At 67.2% G+C, this 16,359-nt stretch carries 13 protein-coding genes; 10 read left to right on the forward strand and 3 right to left on the reverse strand.

The annotated features are described in order from the left end of the window. The first annotated feature begins 155 nt into the window (after positions 1-155). The 4 genes from folE to V9K93_RS18560 all read left to right on the forward strand — a co-directional run bounded on the left by folE (position 156) and on the right by V9K93_RS18560 (position 6,434). Positions 156-767: a GTP cyclohydrolase I FolE gene (gene folE, locus V9K93_RS18545; protein WP_004141296.1), complete on the forward strand. Its 612-nt coding sequence runs from the start codon at positions 156-158 to the stop codon at positions 765-767. A gap of 112 nt (positions 768-879) precedes the next feature. Beyond that, a complete protein-coding gene (locus V9K93_RS18550) occupies positions 880-2,349 on the forward strand; it encodes a DUF3375 domain-containing protein (RefSeq protein WP_046985163.1) in 1,470 nt (489 codons plus the stop codon). Beyond that, complete coding sequence (locus V9K93_RS18555) at positions 2,336-3,037, forward strand: DUF4194 domain-containing protein (RefSeq protein ID WP_046985162.1); 702 nt, start codon at positions 2,336-2,338, stop codon at positions 3,035-3,037. The genes V9K93_RS18550 and V9K93_RS18555 overlap by 14 nt, the downstream gene beginning before the upstream one ends. Before the next feature lie 16 nt (positions 3,038-3,053). Beyond that, positions 3,054-6,434, forward strand: a complete 3,381-nt coding sequence (locus V9K93_RS18560; RefSeq protein ID WP_046985161.1) for an ATP-binding protein — start codon at positions 3,054-3,056, stop codon at positions 6,432-6,434. A gap of 95 nt (positions 6,435-6,529) precedes the next feature. Here the strand turns inward: V9K93_RS18560 and V9K93_RS18565 are convergent, their stop codons facing one another. Further along, the gene (locus V9K93_RS18565; protein ID WP_012512533.1) at positions 6,530-7,309 is read right to left on the reverse strand and encodes a sulfite exporter TauE/SafE family protein; all 780 of its coding nucleotides are present in this window, start codon (positions 7,307-7,309) and stop codon (positions 6,530-6,532) included. 103 nt (positions 7,310-7,412) lie between these two features. Here V9K93_RS18565 and V9K93_RS18570 point away from each other — a divergent pair, with 103 nt between their 5' ends. Next, positions 7,413-7,805, forward strand: a complete 393-nt coding sequence (locus tag V9K93_RS18570; RefSeq protein ID WP_337302996.1) for a YchJ family protein — start codon at positions 7,413-7,415, stop codon at positions 7,803-7,805. Between the two features lie 3 nt (positions 7,806-7,808). Here V9K93_RS18570 and V9K93_RS18575 read toward each other — a convergent pair whose 3' ends face one another. Next, positions 7,809-9,089, reverse strand: a complete 1,281-nt coding sequence (locus V9K93_RS18575) for a GGDEF domain-containing protein (protein WP_253079803.1) — start codon at positions 9,087-9,089, stop codon at positions 7,809-7,811. A gap of 150 nt (positions 9,090-9,239) precedes the next feature. Between V9K93_RS18575 and egtB the strand changes: the two genes are divergently transcribed. The 5 genes from egtB to V9K93_RS18600 all read left to right on the forward strand — a co-directional run bounded on the left by egtB (position 9,240) and on the right by V9K93_RS18600 (position 14,566). Further along, on the forward strand, positions 9,240-10,511 hold the full coding sequence (gene egtB / locus V9K93_RS18580; protein WP_337302999.1) for an ergothioneine biosynthesis protein EgtB: 1,272 nt from the start codon (positions 9,240-9,242) through the stop codon (positions 10,509-10,511). Beyond that, positions 10,508-11,482 (forward strand): L-histidine N(alpha)-methyltransferase, encoded by a 975-nt coding sequence (egtD, locus tag V9K93_RS18585; protein WP_337302997.1) that lies wholly within the window; start codon positions 10,508-10,510, stop codon positions 11,480-11,482. Before egtB ends, egtD begins: the two co-directional genes overlap by 4 nt. Positions 11,483-11,566: 84 nt before the next feature. After that, positions 11,567-12,835, forward strand: a complete 1,269-nt coding sequence (locus V9K93_RS18590; protein ID WP_253079801.1) for a lytic murein transglycosylase — start codon at positions 11,567-11,569, stop codon at positions 12,833-12,835. 40 nt (positions 12,836-12,875) lie between these two features. Further along, the gene (locus V9K93_RS18595; RefSeq protein WP_046985156.1) at positions 12,876-13,742 is read left to right on the forward strand and encodes a D-hexose-6-phosphate mutarotase; all 867 of its coding nucleotides are present in this window, start codon (positions 12,876-12,878) and stop codon (positions 13,740-13,742) included. Between the two features lie 50 nt (positions 13,743-13,792). Then, positions 13,793-14,566, forward strand: a complete 774-nt coding sequence (locus tag V9K93_RS18600; protein WP_046985164.1) for a DUF2628 domain-containing protein — start codon at positions 13,793-13,795, stop codon at positions 14,564-14,566. A 6-nt stretch (positions 14,567-14,572) separates the two neighbouring features. Here the strand turns inward: V9K93_RS18600 and V9K93_RS18605 are convergent, their stop codons facing one another. After that, positions 14,573-15,760 (reverse strand): benzoate/H(+) symporter BenE family transporter, encoded by a 1,188-nt coding sequence (locus tag V9K93_RS18605; protein ID WP_046985155.1) that lies wholly within the window; start codon positions 15,758-15,760, stop codon positions 14,573-14,575. Between the last annotated feature and the right edge of the window lie 599 nt (positions 15,761-16,359).

Below are 16,359 nucleotides of genomic sequence, written 5' to 3' on the forward strand. Positions count from 1 at the left end.
GGACGGGTTTACGGCGTGTCCTGCGCAGCCCCCTCTCCCACTCCAGACCGATAGCAAGCACGCGCCGGAAGTACCCCCCGATGAACCGTCCCAACAGGACGACCCACCCCCCGGTCGGGTACGATGCTCGCCCCCCGATCGGGACGCTGTACGCAATGAGCAAGAACAACGAAAAGGCCGCCCCGCAGGGCGACGTGACCCAGGACCAGGCCGAGGATGCCGTGCGCACCCTGCTGCGCTGGGCCGGTGAGGACCCGTCCCGTGAAGGCCTGCTGGATACCCCCCGCCGTGTTGCCGAAGCCTATGGCGACTGGTTCAGCGGTTACCGCGACGACCCGCGCGCCTACATGGAGCGGACCTTCGAGGAAGTGGCCGGCTATGACGAACTGATCGTCCTGCGCGACATCGAGTACGAAAGCCACTGCGAACACCACATGGCGCCGATCATCGGCCGCGTGCACGTCGGCTACCTGCCGGCCGGCAAGGTGGTGGGCATCAGCAAGCTGGCCCGCGTCGTCGAAGCCTACGCCCGCCGTTTCCAGGTGCAGGAGAAGATGACCGCGCAGATCGCCCAGTGCATCCAGGATGTGCTGCAGCCGATCGGTGTCGGCGTGGTCGTCGAAGGCGCCCACGAATGCATGACCACCCGCGGCATCCACAAGCGCGGCGTCAGCATGGTCACCTCGAAGATGCTGGGCAGCTTCCGCGACGACGCGCGTACCCGCGCCGAGTTCCTGCGTTTCATCGAAGTGGGCGGCAAGCGCTGAGCCGCTTGCCCGCACCCCGCTGGCCCCGCGTGGCCGGCATGCCCACGGCTGCCTGCACGGCAGCCGTGCGTGGCTGCTCGTCCCCGCCAGCCCTCATGACTCCTTTCGCTGCATGAAGCACCGCGAACGCATCTCCCGTTACCGCCATCTGCGCGAACAGCCCCAGTGGAAGCTGCTCGCCGCCGACCACGCTCCGGAAATCATCGGCCTGCTGCAAGGGCTGCTGATGGACGGCGAGCGCACGCTGTCGTCGTCGGTGCTCAACGAGCGCCTGCAACGTGCGCTGGACCAGCTCAACGGCGACGAACTGTCGCGCGACCTGCCGCGCACCGCGCAGGCCTACATCGCGCACTGGCTGGCCCAGGGTTGGCTGGAACGCCGCCTGCCCGAGGGCGCCGACCAGGAGCAGTACGAACTGTCGACCGCGGCGCTGCAGGCCATCCGCTTCGCCGACGGCCTCGAGCAGGCCCGCGTGGCCGCCACCGAAAGCCGCCTGGCGCTGGTCATCGAACAGCTCTCGCAGCTGGCCGCACAGACCGAGTCCGATCCGGACGCGCGCCTGTCGGCGCTGCGCGACGAGCGTGACCGCATCGACGCCGAGATCGCCCGTGTCGGTGCCGGTCGTGTGATCGCGCTGGACGGCAAGCGCGCGCTGGAACGTGCGCGCCAGATCATCGGCCTCGCCGACGAACTGACCGAGGACTTCCGCCGCGTACGCGACGACTTCGAGCAGCTCAACCGCGATTTCCGCGAACGCATCATTGACGATGAGGGCGAGCGCGGCGATGTGCTGTCGCAGCTGTTCGAAGGCGTGGATGTGATCGGCGAGAGCGATGCAGGACGCAGCTTCCAGGCCTTCTGGCGCCTGCTCAACGACGCCGAACAGAGCGCTCAGCTCGATGCCGCGCTGGAAGCGGTGCTGGCGCGTGGCTTTGCCCGTCGCCTGGACCGCAACGAACGCAACTTCCTGCGTGGCTTCACCAGCACCATGCTTGAACGCGGTGGCCAGGTGCACGACGTGCTGCAGAACTTCGCGCGCAGCCTGCGCGGCTTCGTGCAGAGCCGTGGCTACCTGGAACAGCGCCGCCTCAACCAGTTGCTGAAACAGGCGCAGTCTGAAGCGCTGGCGCTGCGCGACGAGTTCCCCGCACAGCGTGGCATCGGCCGCGACCTGCAGCTGACCACCAGCCGCCTGCGTTCGTGGTCGCAGTGGAAGCTGCATGATCCGCGCAGTGCCCAGGTCGATGGCAACGTCGAATACAACGACGCGGCCGCGATCAGCCTGGAAAGCGTCGGCGACCTGGTCGCCTCGTCCGAAATCGACTTCCGCACCCTGCGCCGCGACCTGCACGACCTGCTCGATGCACAGCCGCGGCTCAGCATTGCCCAGGCGCTGTCGCAGCGTGAAGCGCCGCAGGGCCTGGGCAGCGTCATCGGCTACCTGTCGCTGGGCACGCGCTTCGGCAACGTGATCGCCGGCGAGCAGGAGCTTGCCGAATGGCGTGGTGGCGACGGCCAGATCCGTCGCGCCCGCATCCCGCTGGTTTGGTTCACCCAGGAGAGACGCCATGAGCTGGCATGAAGATCCCATCGACGCAGCGCAGGCCGACGTGGCGGAAGACGCCTACGAAGCCGAACCGGTGGCGACCGTGGCGCAGCCCCGCCGTGGCAACGACGTGTACTACCTCGGCGATACCGGGCGCCTGCCGCTGGATGCGCGCCGCGCGCTGTGCCAGCTGCTGATCGGCCCCAGCATCGACCAGCTGCGTCACGCCAAACTGTGGCCGGCGCTGATCCGCAGCGAGGCGGCCATCCGCTCGTCGCTGGCCGACCTGTTCCTGGAACTGGTGCTCGACCGTGACAGCGGTGTGGCCTTCACCCGCCAGGCCGATACCGAAGACGTTGATGCGCCGGTGCTGCTGCGCACCTCGCCGCTGACCTTCATCGATTCGGTGCTGCTGCTATACCTGCGCCAGCAGCTGGCCGAGGCCGATGCGCGCGGCAATCGCGCGGTGGTTGCAGACGCCGAGATGGCCGAAGCACTGGCCATCTACGAGAAAAACCTGTCCACCGACCGCGCCGGCTTCAACCGCCGTGTCGCCTCGGCGGTGCAGAAGATGAAGGACAACCACATCCTGACCCGCCTCAGCGGCCAGGAAGACCGCCACGAAGTCTCGCCGGCGCTGAAGCTGTTGTTCTCCGCCGAAGACGTGTCCCAGCTTTCGGCGGTGTACCGCCAGCTGCGCGAAACCCCGGCCGCCGAGGCCTGAGAGACCCGACCATCGCATGGCTATCTCCAAGCACACTCCCGCCCTGTTCAACGAAGGCCTGCCGGACCCGCGCCTGCAGCAGTTCCGCATGCGCCGCCTGCAGGTGCACAACTGGGGCACCTTCAATGGCCTGACCGAAGTGCCGATCGCCGAGCGCGGCTTCCTGTTCGTCGGCCGTTCCGGCTCGGGCAAGTCGACCCTGCTCGATGCCATGTCCGCGCTGCTGACGCCGCCGGCCATCGTCGACTTCAACGCCGCCGCGCGTGAAGCCGAGCGCAGTGGCCGCGACCGCAACCTGGTGTCCTATGTGCGTGGCGCCTGGGCCGACCAGCAGGACAGCGGCACCGGTGAAATCGCCACCCAGTACCTGCGCAAGGGCGCGACCTGGACCGCACTGGTGCTGGAATACCGCGCCGGCGACGGCCGCGTGGTCAGCCTGGTGCGCCTGCTGTGGATCTCCGGCAACGGCACCTCGGCCGGTGACGTGCGCAAGCACTACATGATCGCCGAGCGCCCGTTCGACATCGCCAAGGACCTCGGCGGATTCGACCTGGACCTGCGCAAGCTCAAGCAGAAGCTGTCCGACCTGCACCACTTTGACACCTTCTCCGGCTACGCCGAGCGCTTCCGCGACCTGCTCGGCATCGACAACGAGATGGCGCTGCGCCTGCTGCACAAGACGCAGTCGGCGAAGAACCTGGGCGACCTCAACGTCTTCCTGCGCGACTTCATGCTCGACACGCCGAAGACCTTCGACGCCGCCGAGCGCCTGGTCAGCGACTTCGCCGAACTCGATGGCGCACATCAGGCCGTGGTCACCGCCCGTCGCCAGGTGGAAACCCTGCTGCCGGCACGCGCCTACTACAACGACCTGAAGGAAATGCACCGCCAGCGCGGCGACGACGAAGCACTGAAGCTCGGCGTCGACAGCTTCCGCGAAAGCCGCCGCCAGGCGCTGATCGAAGCGCGCCTGCGCGAGATGGATGTGCGTGACCGTGGCCTGCTCGGCGAAGAAGCCCAGCGCCGTGCCGCGCTGGACAACCACACCGAGCGTCTGGCCGAACTGGAACTGCAGCGCCGCCAGCAGGGCGGTGAGCGCATCGAGGAACTGGAACGCGAACAGGGCCGCGCCGAAGCCGAGCGCGACCGCCGCAAGGCCAAGCGTGACCAGGCCCAGGAAGCCGCACAGCAGCTGCAGGCCGAACTGCCCGACGATGCCCATGGCTTCGCCGAGCTGGTCGAGCGTGCGCAGAATGAACTGCAGGACCGCCAGCGTGCCTCGGCAGCACTGGACGATGCGATCAGCGATCGCCTCGGCGGCAAGCGCGATGACGAGCGCCGCTTCGGTGAAGTGCGCAGCGAACTCGAAGCGATGCAGCGCACGCCCTCCAACATCCCGGCGCCGATGCAGAAGCTGCGCGCACGCCTGGCCGAGGAAACCGGCATCGCTGAAGCGGCGCTGCCGTTCGTCGGCGAGCTGATCCAGGTCCGCTCGGAAGAGCAGGGCTGGCAGGGCGCCATCGAGCGCGTGCTGGGCGGTTTCGCGCTGTCACTGCTGGTCGATGACAAGCATTACAACGACGTCGCCGAGTGGGTGAACCGTACCCACCTGGGCATGCGTTTCACCTATTACCGTGTGCGCCGTAATGACGATGCGTTCGCGCGTGAGCCGTCGGCGAAGTCGCTGCTGCACAAGCTGGAACTGCGCGAGCACGTGTTCGAAAGCTGGCTGCGCCGCGAGCTCGGCAAGCGCTTCGACTACGAATGCGTCGACGCCAAGCAGCTGCGCAATGTCGACCGCGGCATCACCCGCGAAGGCCAGGTCAAGCATCCGGGCGACCGCTTCGAGAAGGACGACCGCAGTGCCGTGGGCGACCGCCGTCGCTGGATCCTCGGCTTCAACAACCACGACAAGGTGGGCGCCTTCGAGCGCGAAGCACAGGAACTGGCCAAGCGCATCGCCAGCTGCGAGACCGACATCGCGCGCCTGCGCGGCCAGCGTGACCGCGACAATGAACGTCGCCTGGCCTGCCACGAGCTGGTCAGCATCAGCTGGAACGAGATCGATATCGCCGCCCCACAGCAGCGTCTGAGCGATATCGAGGCCACCCTGCGCGATCTGCGCGAAGGCAACGCCGATCTCGCCAAGCTGGCCAAGCAGATCGACGCGGTGCGTGCCGACATCGAGCAGGCGCGTCGTACCTATGAAGACGTCCGCGTCGAACGTGGGCAGCTGGTCAAGGAACGTGATCGCCTGGACCGTGCACGCCAGCAGAGCCGTGCACTGGTGCTGCCGAGCCTGGCCCAGGAGCACGAGGCTGGACTTGCCGAGCGCCTGCAGGAGCAGGGCCCGCTCAGCCTGGAAACGCTGGAAGCGCACATGCGCCAGGTCAGCAACGCGCTGAACGAGCAGCTGTCGTCCTCGCAGCAGGACCTCAACCGCATCGAGAACCAGCTGATCGGTTGCTTCCGCCGCTTCATCCAGCAGTGGCCGGAGGAATCGGGCGACTTCACCGTGTCGGTGGCCTCGGCCGAGGACTTCCTTGCACGCCTCGAACGCCTGGAGCGCGATGGCCTGCCGCAGCACGAAGAGCGTTTCTTCGACCTGCTGCAGAACCAGAGCAAGAACAACCTGCTGGCCCTGCAGCGCCACAGCGCCGAGGCCCGCAAGTCGATCGGCCAGCGCCTGGACGAAGTGAATGCCAGCCTGGAACAGGTGCCGTTCAACCGCGGCACGCTGCTGACCATCGAACTGAGCGACCGCCGCCTGCCGGAAGTCGGCGAGTTCCATCTGCAGCTGCGCGAAGTGTTGTCGCAGCAGCAGACCGAGCAGCGCGAGCTGGCCGAATCGCAGTTCACCGTGCTGCGCCAGCTGGTCAACCGCCTGGGTTCACAGGAAGGCGAAGACAAGCGCTGGCGCGAGCTGGTGCTGGACGTGCGCATGCACGTGGAGTTCATCGGCGTCGAGCTGGATGCGGAGACGCGCCAGCAGGTCGAGATCTACCGCAGCGGTGCCGGCAAGTCCGGTGGCCAGCGCCAGAAGCTGGCCACCACCTGCCTGGCGGCTGCCCTGCGCTACCAGCTCGGCGGCGCCGACAGCCAGCTGCCCAGCTATGCCGCGGTCGTGCTCGACGAAGCCTTCGACAAGGCCGACAACGAGTTCACCGCACTGGCGATGAACATCTTCGACAACTTCGGCTTCCAGATGGTGGTGGCCACCCCGTTGAAGTCGGTGATGACGCTGGAACCGTTCATCGGTGGCGCCTGCTTCGTCGAAATCAGCGGCCGCCACGACTCCGGCGTGCTGCTGATCGAGTACGACGAAGAGGGCAAGCGCCTGAAGCTGCCCGAGCGCAGCCGCCAGCAGGCCAACGAACCGGAAGAAGCGGAGGCCTGACCTGGCCGATTGAATGGGAATGCCGGCCAGCGGCCGGCACTACCCATGGCGGGGTTCATGGCCCGGTAGTGCCGGCCGCTGGCCGGCAACCGCATTCACGCTCCGCGCAACGTATCCCACGCCATCCGCGCGATCAGCACCACCACCAGCCCCACGAACAGCTTGCGGATGAACGGCGTACCACCCTTCAGCGCCAACCGCGTGCCCACCACCGATCCAATGATGTTGGCCGCCGCCATCGGCAGCGCGAACAGCCACAGGATGTTGCCGGTCGGCACGAAGAACGAGATCGCCGCCACATTGGTCGCCAGGTTCACCACCTTCGACGCGGCCGATGCGCGCAGGAAATCCAGGCCGAAGAAGCGCACGAACAGGAAGATCAGGAAGCTGCCCGTACCCGGCCCGAAAAAGCCATCGTAGAAGCCGATCGCCGCACCAATGGCCAGTGCGATGGCCAGCTCGCGGCGGCCGATCTCCTGCGGCCGGTGCAGTGCACCGAAATCCTTCTTCCAAAGCGTGTAAGCCAGCATCGCGATCAGCAGCACCAGTACCAGCGGGCGCACCGCATCCTTGGGCAGCAGGCTAACCGCGGTGGCCCCGGCGAAGGAGAAGATGAAGGCCGTGCCAGCCGCGAACAGCACCGGCTTCCACGGGAAGCGCACATTGCGTGCATAGCGCCAGGCCGCTGCACCCGTGCCGAACATCGAGCTGAACTTGTTGGTACCGAACAGCATCGCCGGCGTCTGCTGCGGCAGCACCGTGAACAGGCCGGGCAGCTGCACCAGGCCACCGCCACCGACGGCGGCATCCACAAGGCCGGCGATGAAGGCGATCACCACCAGCCACCACAACTCAGGGGGAACCAGTTCCAGCACGGCGATCAATCAAGGTGGGGGGCGCGACAGCATACGCCTGTCCTGCATCAGCTGACCCGTGCCGCGCGTGGATCAATCCATGCAACCCGGCGACAATGCCGGCATGAGCCGAAAACCCGCCGATCCCTGTCCCTGCGGCCTGGCCGCCGACTACACCGCCTGCTGCGGCCGTTTTCACGCCGGCGAGGCCGCGCCCGATGCCGAGCGCCTGATGCGTTCGCGTTACAGCGCCTACGTGCGGGGTCTGGCCGACTACCTGCGCCAGACCTGGCACCCGGACACGCGTCCGGCCGAGCTGACGCTGGACGATGCGCCGGGCCAGCGCACGCATTGGCTGGGCCTGACCGTGCACGAGCACACCGTTACCGGTGCCGACAGCGCCGACGTCCGCTTCACCGCGCGCTACCGCATCGGCGGCGGCAGCGCGGTGAAGATGACCGAACACAGCCGCTTCCTGCGCATCGACGGCCGCTGGTACTACCTCGACGCGGTCTGAGCCTCAGCCGCCACGCATGGCCAGCACGCGCTGGCCGGCCTGCGCGTGCACCTGGTTGCGGCCCCCGTCCTTGGCCGCGTACAGCGCCTGGTCGGCGGCCTTGACCACCGCCATCGGTCGCCGGTCCACACGACTGTCGGCCAGGCCGATGCTCACCGTCACCTGCACGACCTGGCCGCTGCCACCGCGTCCGCGCTGCTGGCGGCCGGCTTCGTCATCGCGGCTGCGGGTGCTGCGGTCGCGCAGCTGCATGCGGGTGTCCTCGATGCTCTGCCGCAGCGCCTCCACGGCATCCATGCAGGCCGCCGCAGGGCGGTCCAGGAACACCACCGCGAACTCCTCGCCGCCATAGCGGAACGCGCGGCCGCCGTCACCCACCCGCGCCAGCCGCGAGGCTACCAGGCGCAGCACGTCGTCGCCGGTGTCGTGGCCATGGGTATCGTTGAACGATTTGAAGTGGTCTACGTCCACCATCGCGATGCTGTAGGTGCCGCGTGCCCGTTGCAGGGTTTCGTTGAACACGCGGCGCCCCGGCAGGCCGGTCAGTTCGTCGCGGAACGCCATGTGGAAGGATTCCTGCAGCATCGCACCCAGCACCAGCAGCAGGGCGGCGCAGCTCAGCGCCGGCAGCAGCACCGGCTGCAGGAACACCCGCGGCAGCATCCACCACAGGCACAGCATCGCAAGCAGCATCGACGTATGCAGCGGGCGCGGGTGCCGCCAGGCCTGCCAGCCCAGCGCAGCGGTGGCCAGCAGGAACAGCAGCGCCGGCAGTTGTGCCAGCGCGTTCCAGTCGGCCGGAATCCAGCTCCAATGGCGGTTCGACAGCAGGTCGTGCATGCCACGCGGTTGTTGTGCCGCCAGCAGGAGGAAGATCAGAAGCGCGGTGCCACTGGCAATACCACGCAGCAACAGGTCGTGGCGTCGGCGCCCGCGCTCCGGCCACAACGCCAGTCCGGCGAACAACAGCGGCAACCAGGTTGAGATGGCGTGGAAGCGAAGCGGCGTCAGTGCGGTGACATGGCCACTGCGCAGGTAGCCAGCGACATCGTGGTGCAGTAGCGCAAACACCACCGCCACCAGCAGTAGCAGGCACAGCGCGCGCATCTGATGGTAGAGCAGGGCCAGCCCCGCGCCGAGGCAGGCCAGCAGCCAGGGCAGGATGCGCTGGGCGGGACTGGCCACGTCTTCAGCACCCAATGCGGTGCACAGCACCACGGCGACCAGCATGGCGGGCAGCACGAACAGGTAATGCGCAGGCTGGCGGAGCGGATGCAGGGGCAAGCAGGAATTCCAGCGCGGTGACGACGCGGCCGCAGCATTGCCGTTAGCGGCGTTCGTGCCTGCATCTTGAATGCGGGTGGCTTACCCATGTGAACAAAGTGACGCCGAACCATGACATCGCACTCACCGTTCTGCGCCGATGCTGCGCGCATGGACAGCGTACCCGCCGCCGTCGCTGCCCCGCAGCACGATCTCGCCCACCAGTTCGCCCGCATCCGGGCGCGCAGCCTGCAGCTGGCCGCACCGCTCAGTGCCGAGGACGCCATGCTGCAGAGCATGGCCGACGCCAGCCCGAGCAAGTGGCATCTGGCCCATACCACTTGGTTCTTCGAGCGCTTCGTGCTGGCGGGACTCGCCACCACACCGGCGCATGACCCGGCCTGGGACTATCTGTTCAACAGCTACTACAAGAGCATCGGCCCGGCGCATGCGCGGCCGCAGCGTGGGCTGCTGTCGCGACCCTCGCTGCAGCAGGTGCGCGACTACCGGCAGCAGGTCGATGCGCAGGTACAGGCACGCCTGACGGCAGGCGACCTTGATGAGCAGGCGCTGCAGCACCTGCAGCTGGGACTGCAGCATGAGCAGCAGCATCAGGAGCTGCTGCTCACCGACATCAAGCATGCGTTCTGGTGCAATCCGCTGCAGCCGCCGTATCGCGAAGACCTGCAACCCACCGCAAGCAGCGCCGGCGCTCAGGGTTGGATCGAGTCACCCGAGCGCATCGTCACCGTCGGCGCCGCAGCCTGGCCGCAGCAGGCCGCGTTCGCGTACGACAACGAATCGCCAGCGCACCGCGTGCTGCTGCCCGCCCACGCCCTGGCCGAGCGCCCGCTCAGCAATGCCGAATACCTCGCCTTCATCGAGGCCGGTGGTTACCGGGAGCCGCGCTGGTGGCTCAGCGAAGGCTGGGCGCTGCGCGAAGCCGAGGGCTGGCAGCACCCGCTGTACTGGGATGACGCTCTGCAGCGCGAATACACCCTCGGCGGTTGGCGTGAGCTGGATCCGCACGCGCCGGTCTGCCACCTCAGCTACTACGAGGCTGATGCCTGCGCCCGCTGGGCCGGCGCGCGCCTGCCCAGCGAGTTCGAATGGGAAGCGGCTGCGACGTCGCAACCGGTCAGCGGCCACTTCGCAGAGGATGACCACCTGCACCCGCAGGCGGGGCAGGGCAGTGGACTGCGGCAGCTGTTCGGCGATGTATGGGAATGGACCCAATCGGCCTATGGCGCCTACCCCGGCTTCCGCCCATTTGCTGGAAACCTGGGTGAGTACAACGGCAAGTTCATGTGCGGGCAGTGGGTGCTGCGCGGCGGGAGCTGCGCCACGCCGCGCGGACATGTGCGCGCCAGCTACCGCAACTTCTTCATGCCACCGGCGCGCTGGCAGTTCTCTGGGCTGCGCCTGGCCAGGGACCTTACATGAGCACCGTGCATGACGCGCTGCAGGCACTGACCGATCTCACTCCCGGCCGCCAACAGATCCTGGCCGACGCGGTGACCGGGCTCTCACGTTCGCTGCGGCAGCTGCCGTCCAAGTACTTCTACGACGCACGTGGATCGCGCCTGTTCGAGCAGATCACCCAGACCCCCGAGTACTACCCCACGCGCACCGAGCTGGCCCTGCTGAAGCGCGTGCTGCCGGACATTGCCCGCAGCGTCGGCCCGCGCCTGCACGTGGTGGAACTGGGCAGCGGCAGCGGCCGCAAGACCGCGCTGCTGCTGGCCGCCCTGCACGACCCGGTGGCCTACACACCGATCGAAATCTCACGCGCCGCACTGCTGTCCAGCATCGACCATCTGGCCCCGGCGCTGCCCCAGGTCGAGATGCTGCCGGTCTGTGCCGACTTCACCAGCCCTGTGACCGTGCCCATGCCCGAGCGCGAACCCGCGCGACGCCTGTTGTTCTTCCCCGGTTCCACACTGGGCAACTTTGAAGGCGAAGACGCGGTCGCACTGCTGCGCGCGATGCGCCAGACCATGGGCCGTGACGGGCTGGCCCTGGTCGGCATCGACCTGCACAAGGACCCGGCGCTGATCGAAGCGGCCTACAACGATGCGCAGGGTGTCACCGCCGCGTTCACTCTCAACCTGCTGGCCCGGCTCAACCGCGAGATCGGCAGCGACTTCGACCTCGACGGCTTCCGCCACCGCGCCTGCTACAGCACCGCGCGGCTGCGCATCGAGACCGATCTGGTCAGCCGCTGGGCGCAGGATGTGCATCTGGACGGCCGCACTTTCCACTTTGCCGCCGATGAACCGATCCGCGTGGAGTACAGCCACAAGTACACCGACGACAGCTTTGAACAGCTGCTGCAGCAGGCCGGGCTGCAGGTGGTGCAGCGCTGGGATGCCGACGCCCCGGCCTATGGCCTGCGCCTGCTGCGCGCTCTGTAGGACCGATCACCCGCCGGTGCCGCTTCAGGTTCGGCTGCACCGCTGGCCCTAAGATGGCCCTGCACCGGCAACACGGAGGACGCCATGCCCATTCTGATCACGCTCGGCCTGGCCGCCGCCCTCGCCTCGACGCCGGCGCAGCCGACGGCACCCGATCCCGGCCTCGATCCGGCCTTCAGCCGCTGCCTGGCGGGCCTGCAGGCCGCGGCCGCCAGCCAGGGCATCAGTGCCGACCGCTTCAACGAAATCACCGACGGCCTCACCCCGGACCCCAGCGTGCTCGGCCTGCTCGATGCGCAGCCGGAATTCACCACGCCGATCTGGGATTACCTGGCAGCCCTGGTCGATCGCCAGCGCGTTGATGATGGGCGCGCGATGCTGCAGCAGCATCGTGACCTGCTCGATCGCGTGTCCGCACAGTACGGCGTCGATCCGACCACCATCGTCGCCGTATGGGGCGTGGAGAGCGACTATGGCCGCGTGTTCGGCAAGCGCCCGCTGCTGCAGTCCCTGGCCACGCTGTCCTGCGCCGGCCGTCGCCAGGCCTTCTTCCGTGGCGAACTGCTGGCCCTGCTCAAGCTGATCGACCGGGGTGACCTGCAGGCGCAGGGGCTGACTGGTTCCTGGGCCGGCGCGTTCGGCCATACCCAGTTCATGCCCAGCACCTATGCACGCATCGCGGTCGACGGTGACGGCGACGGTCGTCGTGATCTGGTCGGCAGCATTCCCGACGCGCTGGCGTCCACCGCCAACTACCTCAAGCGTGCCGGCTGGCGCAGTGGCGAGCCATGGGGCATGGAGGTCCGTATCCCGGCCGGCTTCAACGCCAGCCAGGCCGGTCGTACCCAACGCCGCGCGCTGGCCGACTGGCGCGCGCAGGGCGTGACCGCGCTGGATGGCAGCGCGCTGGCACCGGCCAACCTCCCGGCCGACGCGCGCGCCGCCCTGCTGCTGCCGGCCGGCAACAAGGGCCCGGCATTGCTGGTGTTCCGCAACTACGACGCGATCTACAGCTACAACGCCGCCGAAAGCTATGCGCTGGCGATCGCGACGCTGGCTGACCAATTGCGTGGCGGCAACGGGTTGGCCACCGCCTGGCCGACCGACGACCCGGGCCTGGGCCGCGATGAGCGCCGCCAACTGCAGACCCTGCTGCTGGCCCGCGGCCACGATATCGGCAGCGCCGATGGCATGATCGGTACGGCCACGCGTCGCGCGATCCAGTCCGAGCAGCAGCGCCTCGGCTGGACCAATGCCGATGGGCGTGCTGGGCAGCGCATCCTGCGCACGCTGCAGGAAGAGGCCGCAGCGGCAGCGCCCAGCGTGCAGAAGGCCTTGCCCCAGGCACGCTGACCGCGACATCATCGCCGCGGTCTTCAAGGAGCGTCATCGCATGCAGTCGAATCCGGACATCAGCAGCGGCCTGTATCACGGGCTGGAGGCCTGGCAGGTGCGAACCGCCAATGCCACGGCGGTCATCAGCGTGTTCGGTGGACAGCTGCTGTCGTTCATTCCGGAAGGGCAGCACGACCTGTTGTGGCTGTCGCCCACGCGCGCCGAACTGCCCACGCCGATCCGCGGAGGTGTGCCGGTGTGCTGGCCGTGGTTCGGACGCCAGGGCCAGGACACTGATGTTCCCGCACACGGGTTGGTGCGTACCGTGCGCTGGGAACTGCAGCAGGTGTGCCAGAACGACACGGGAGAGCTGGAGCTGCAGCTGGCGCCGCCATTGCCTGCAGACCTCGGCCTGCGTCTGCAGATGCAGCTGCGTATCGGCCACCAGCTGCATCAGCAGTTGACCAGTGAGAACATCGGCAGCGCCCCGGTCACTTTCACCCAGGCCCTGCACAGCTATTTCCGTGTTGGCGATGCCGGTCGCGTCGAGGTCGATGGCCTCGATGGACTGCAGTATCTCGACAAGTACGAGGATTACGCACAGGCGCGCCTGCAGCAGGGACCGTGGTCATTGCGCGATCCGCGTGATCCCGGCCGCAGCGATCGCATCTATACCGGTGCTGGCGGCCATTACGCGCTGCGTGATCCCGTACTGCAGCGGCGGATCGAGATCCGCAGCGAAGGCAGCCAGACGCTGGTGGCATGGAACCCGGGTGCGGACGCGGCGGCGAAGATGGCGGACGTCGGCGATGGCTGGCACGATTATGTCTGCCTGGAGGTGGCCAATGCCGGCCCCGAGCAGATCACCCTCGCACCGGGGGAGCGCCACCGGTTGGCGCAGACCCTGGCCAGTGCCCCGCTATAGGTGGTGGCAGCAGTTCCAGTTTGATGATGTACGCAGGAAGGATGGAGAACATGCAGGAAGCACAGTGGTGGTATGCCAATGGCAGGCAGAGCAGTGGGCCGGTCGACCTGGCCGGTCTTCGCAAGCTGCAGCAGGACGGGACGGTAACGGCACGCACGCTGCTGTGGTGCGAAGGGATGCCGTCGTGGCGTCCATTGGCCGAGCTGGATCAGGTTCCAACGCCCATCGAAGTGGTTCCGGCCCCGGATATCGACGCAGCCCCTGTCGTGGAGGGCATCGCGCCGAGCGTCGGCGATCCCTCCGATCCGTATCGTGCGCCGGCCACTGCACCGGATACGACAGCGGCGGCTGGGCTGGAAGGCGAATTGGCGCTGTACGCCAGTGTGGTGGGAGGCAACTTCCCGATCTATCGCCAGCGCTGGCGGCTGGATCAAGGCATCGCCACGGGCACTGGCACCTGGCACTGGCCGGCCTTCCTGCTCGGCCTGGTGTGGATGATGTACCGCAGGATGTACCGTCTGGCGGCGATGTGGGCTGGCCTGCTGCTGCTGATCAGCGTGGTCGAGACCTTGCTGGATGTGCCTGATGGCCTGTCGCTGGTCATCACCTTCGCGCTCAGCATCACCACCGGCATCTTTGGCAACAGCTGGTACCTGGCGCACTGCCAGCGCCTGATCGCCCAGGCCCGTACCGTGGCCGGCGGCGATGACGCACGGCTGCGCAGCGAGCTGACTGCACGCGGCGGCACCAGCGTGGTCGCCACACTGATCGCCATCGTCATCGCGGTGGTGCTGAGTACGGTCGGCGCTGCGTTGGCGGGGTAGGCCGGATCAGCCGGCTTGGCGTGGCCGCAGTACCAGCAGGCACAGGGCTCCGGCCACCAGCCCCCAGAACGCCGAGCCGATGCCGGCCAGGCTGACCCCGGAGGCGGTGACCAGGAAGGTGACCAGTGCCGCCTCGCGGTCCCGCTCTATCGCCAGCGCACTGGCCAGGCTGTTGGCGATGGTGCCGAACAGCGCGATACCGGCCACGCAGGCCACCAGTTCCTTCGGGAACGCGGCGAACAGTGCCGCCACGGTGGCACCGAACAGTCCGATCGCGATGTAGAAGGCGCCCGCTGCCATGGCCGCGGTATAGCGTCGCGCCGGATCTTCATGCGCATCGCGGCCCATGCAGATCGCGGCGGTGATTGCAGCGAGGTTGAGCGCATAGGCACCGAAGGGGGCCAGCAGCGTGTTGACCACACCGATCCAGCCGATCAGTGGCGACACCGGTGCTTCGTAGCCGGATGCGCGCATCACCGCGACGCCGGGAATGTTCTGCGAAGCCATGGTGACCACGAACAGGGGCAGGGCGATGCCTGCCACCGCCGTCCACGATAGTGACGGCGTGACCCACTGAGGTACTGCCAGTTGCAGTTGTACCTGTTGTGCGTGCAGCAGGCCGCGGCTGGCCGCGACCGCGATACCTACCGCCAGGGTGGCGATCACTGCATAGCGTGGGAACAGGCGGCGCCCGGCCAGCCAGGTGGCGAACATCGCCAGCGCCAGCACCAGTTGGGTGTTCATCGCCACGAACACATCCAGGCCGAAGCGCAGCAGCACGCCGGCCAGCATGCCGGCGGCCAGCGCCATCGGCACCCGTTGCATCAGGCGGGCGAAGATGCCGGAGAAGCCGGCCAGCATGCCCAGCACCGCGGCAAGCAGGAAGGCGCCGGTCGCTTCAGACAGTGAGGCGCCACCGGCACCGACCACCAGCATCGCCGCGCCCGGGGTCGACCATGCGGTCACCACCGGCACGCGGTAGCGCAGCGACAGGCCGATGCAGGTCACGCCCATGCCCAGCCCCAGTGCCCACATCCATGAGGCGATCTGCGCCTGGTCGGCACCGACGGCCTGTGCAGCCTGGAACACGATCACGGCCGAACTGGCGAAGCCGACCAATACAGTAATGAAGCCAGCGACGATCGCCGGCATCGAAAGATCGCGCCACCACACCCGCCGCACCTGCATGTTCATTGCTGTCCCTCTACTGTGCATCCGTGCATTGATAGCCCCTGCGGTGTTGACCGCGCAACGCGCGGTCAACACCGCAGCGATCTTCGAGCGTACGTCATGCGTGATGTCATGGCGGTTCTGTCATCACCCTGCAAAAAAAGGCTTGACGAAATCTGCAGGATCTCTAGAATTCGCTCCCTTGCTGCAGCACACCGCTTCTTCGGAAACGGCACGCGAACAGCGACGCCACCACCGACGAACGAGTTGATCGAACGAAGGTGTTGACGGACTCGAAAAGTCCGGCATAATAGGCGGCTCGCAACGACGAAAGACCCTCGGGTCCAACGCCGAAGCAGCATCGGCAACAACGTCCACTCCGGTGAGACGGCCTTGAAAAAAGGTGTTGACGAAGCGGAAAAGCCGGCTATAATGGGCGGCTCGCTACGAAGGAAACTTCGCAGCACACGGGAATGGCGCTGAGGCCACTTCCCAAGATCTTTGAAAGTATGCGCAGGTATCTTGTGAAGGCGCCTGCAGGAAGGATGATTGTCCATCTTGCAGACGTTTGATCAAGCAACTATTAATTGTTTTAAAGCAAGCGATACGTTGCCAGAATCATT

This window comes from Stenotrophomonas sp. CCNWLW162 (genome assembly GCF_037203745.1).
In the GTDB taxonomy this organism is placed as follows: domain Bacteria; phylum Pseudomonadota; class Gammaproteobacteria; order Xanthomonadales; family Xanthomonadaceae; genus Stenotrophomonas; species Stenotrophomonas maltophilia_AQ.